The sequence below is a fragment of the Thiolapillus sp. genome, from assembly GCF_048562965.1.
GTDB classification, from domain to species: domain Bacteria; phylum Pseudomonadota; class Gammaproteobacteria; order Chromatiales; family Chromatiaceae; genus Thiolapillus; species Thiolapillus brandeum_A.
This window is the reverse complement of sequence record NZ_JBHNMF010000851.1, coordinates 1-1234: the sequence shown is the minus strand read 5'-3', so window position 1 is coordinate 1234 and position 1234 is coordinate 1. Positions and strand designations below refer to the sequence as shown.

Here is a 1234-nt window from a genome sequence, read left to right as displayed (position 1 = left end):
TGGTTTTTCTCCTCTGAAACTCTAAACTCTAGTACTATCTTCCAATATTCCATCCACTCAGGAAAATACGTCTCCATGACGACAATGAAGGCACTGGTAAAGAAAAACGCCGAGGAAGGCCTGTGGCTCGAATACGTGCCATTACCTGAAGTCGGCAACAACGACGTGCTCATCAAGATCCAGAAGACCGCCATCTGCGGCACGGACATTCACATCTACAACTGGGACGACTGGGCGCGCAAGACCATTCCCATGCCCATGACCATCGGCCACGAGTTTGCCGGCACCATCGTGGAGCTGGGCGCCAATGTGGAGGGCCTGGAAGTGGGCGATCTGGTGTCGGGCGAGGGGCATATTGTCTGTGAACGCTGCCGCAACTGCCTGGCGGGACGGCGTCATCTGTGCCCCAACACCATCGGCGTGGGAGTGAACCGCACGGGCTGCTTCGCCGAGTACCTGGCCATTCCGGCCAAGAACGTTTATCGCCCCAACACCCCCATCCCGCCGGAGGTGCTGGCCTGCTTCGACCCCTACGGCAACGCCGTGCATACCGCCCTGTCCTTCAACATGGTGGGGGAGGACGTGCTCATCACCGGCGCCGGCCCCATCGGCATCATGGCGGCCATGGTGGCAGCCCACTGCGGGGCGCGCAATATCGTTATCACGGACATCAACCCCTACCGCCTCAACCTGGCGCGCACCATCGTGCCCAAGGCCATTCCCATCGACGTGAGCAAGGAAACCATCACCCGGGACATGATGCGCGCCCTGGGCATACTGGAAGGCTTCGACGTGGGCCTGGAGATGTCCGGCTCCCCCGACGCCTTCCGCGAAATGCTGTCCAGGATGATAAACGGCGGCGGCATCGCCATGCTGGGCATCCTGCCCAACGGCACGGGCATCGACTGGGACGACGTGGTGTTCAAGGGGCTGCGCATCAAGGGCATCTATGGCCGCGAGATCTTCGAGACCTGGTACAAGGGCACCATGATGTACCAGAGCGGCCTGCCCCTGGAGAAGATCATCACCCACCGTTTTCATTACACAGATTTCCAGCAGGGCTTCGACGTGATGCGTTCCGGTGAATCCGGTAAGGTGGTGTTGAGCTGGGAGTAGGGTTTACGCCCCTCACCCCCGGCCCCTCTCCCAAAGGGAGGGTGTCGCAAAAGCCCCTTCCTGAACGTTACGGTTGAGGGTAACCTAGACCCTTATGTGGAACCACTACTCTTTAGCT

General features: G+C 59.7%; 1 protein-coding gene. It reads left to right on the top strand.

Annotated elements, in window-relative coordinates:
* The first annotated feature begins 84 nt into the window (after positions 1-84).
* A complete protein-coding gene (gene tdh / locus ACOCD2_RS20620; protein ID WP_293650256.1) occupies positions 85-1116 on the top strand; it encodes an L-threonine 3-dehydrogenase in 1032 nt (343 codons plus the stop codon).
* The last annotated feature ends 118 nt before the right edge of the window (positions 1117-1234 follow it).

Excerpts from the sequence above, each read along its gene's own strand:
- tdh (WP_293650256.1), top strand. The coding sequence starts at position 85 with ATGAAGGCACTGGTAAAGAAAAACGCCGAGGAAGGCCTGTGGCTCGAA.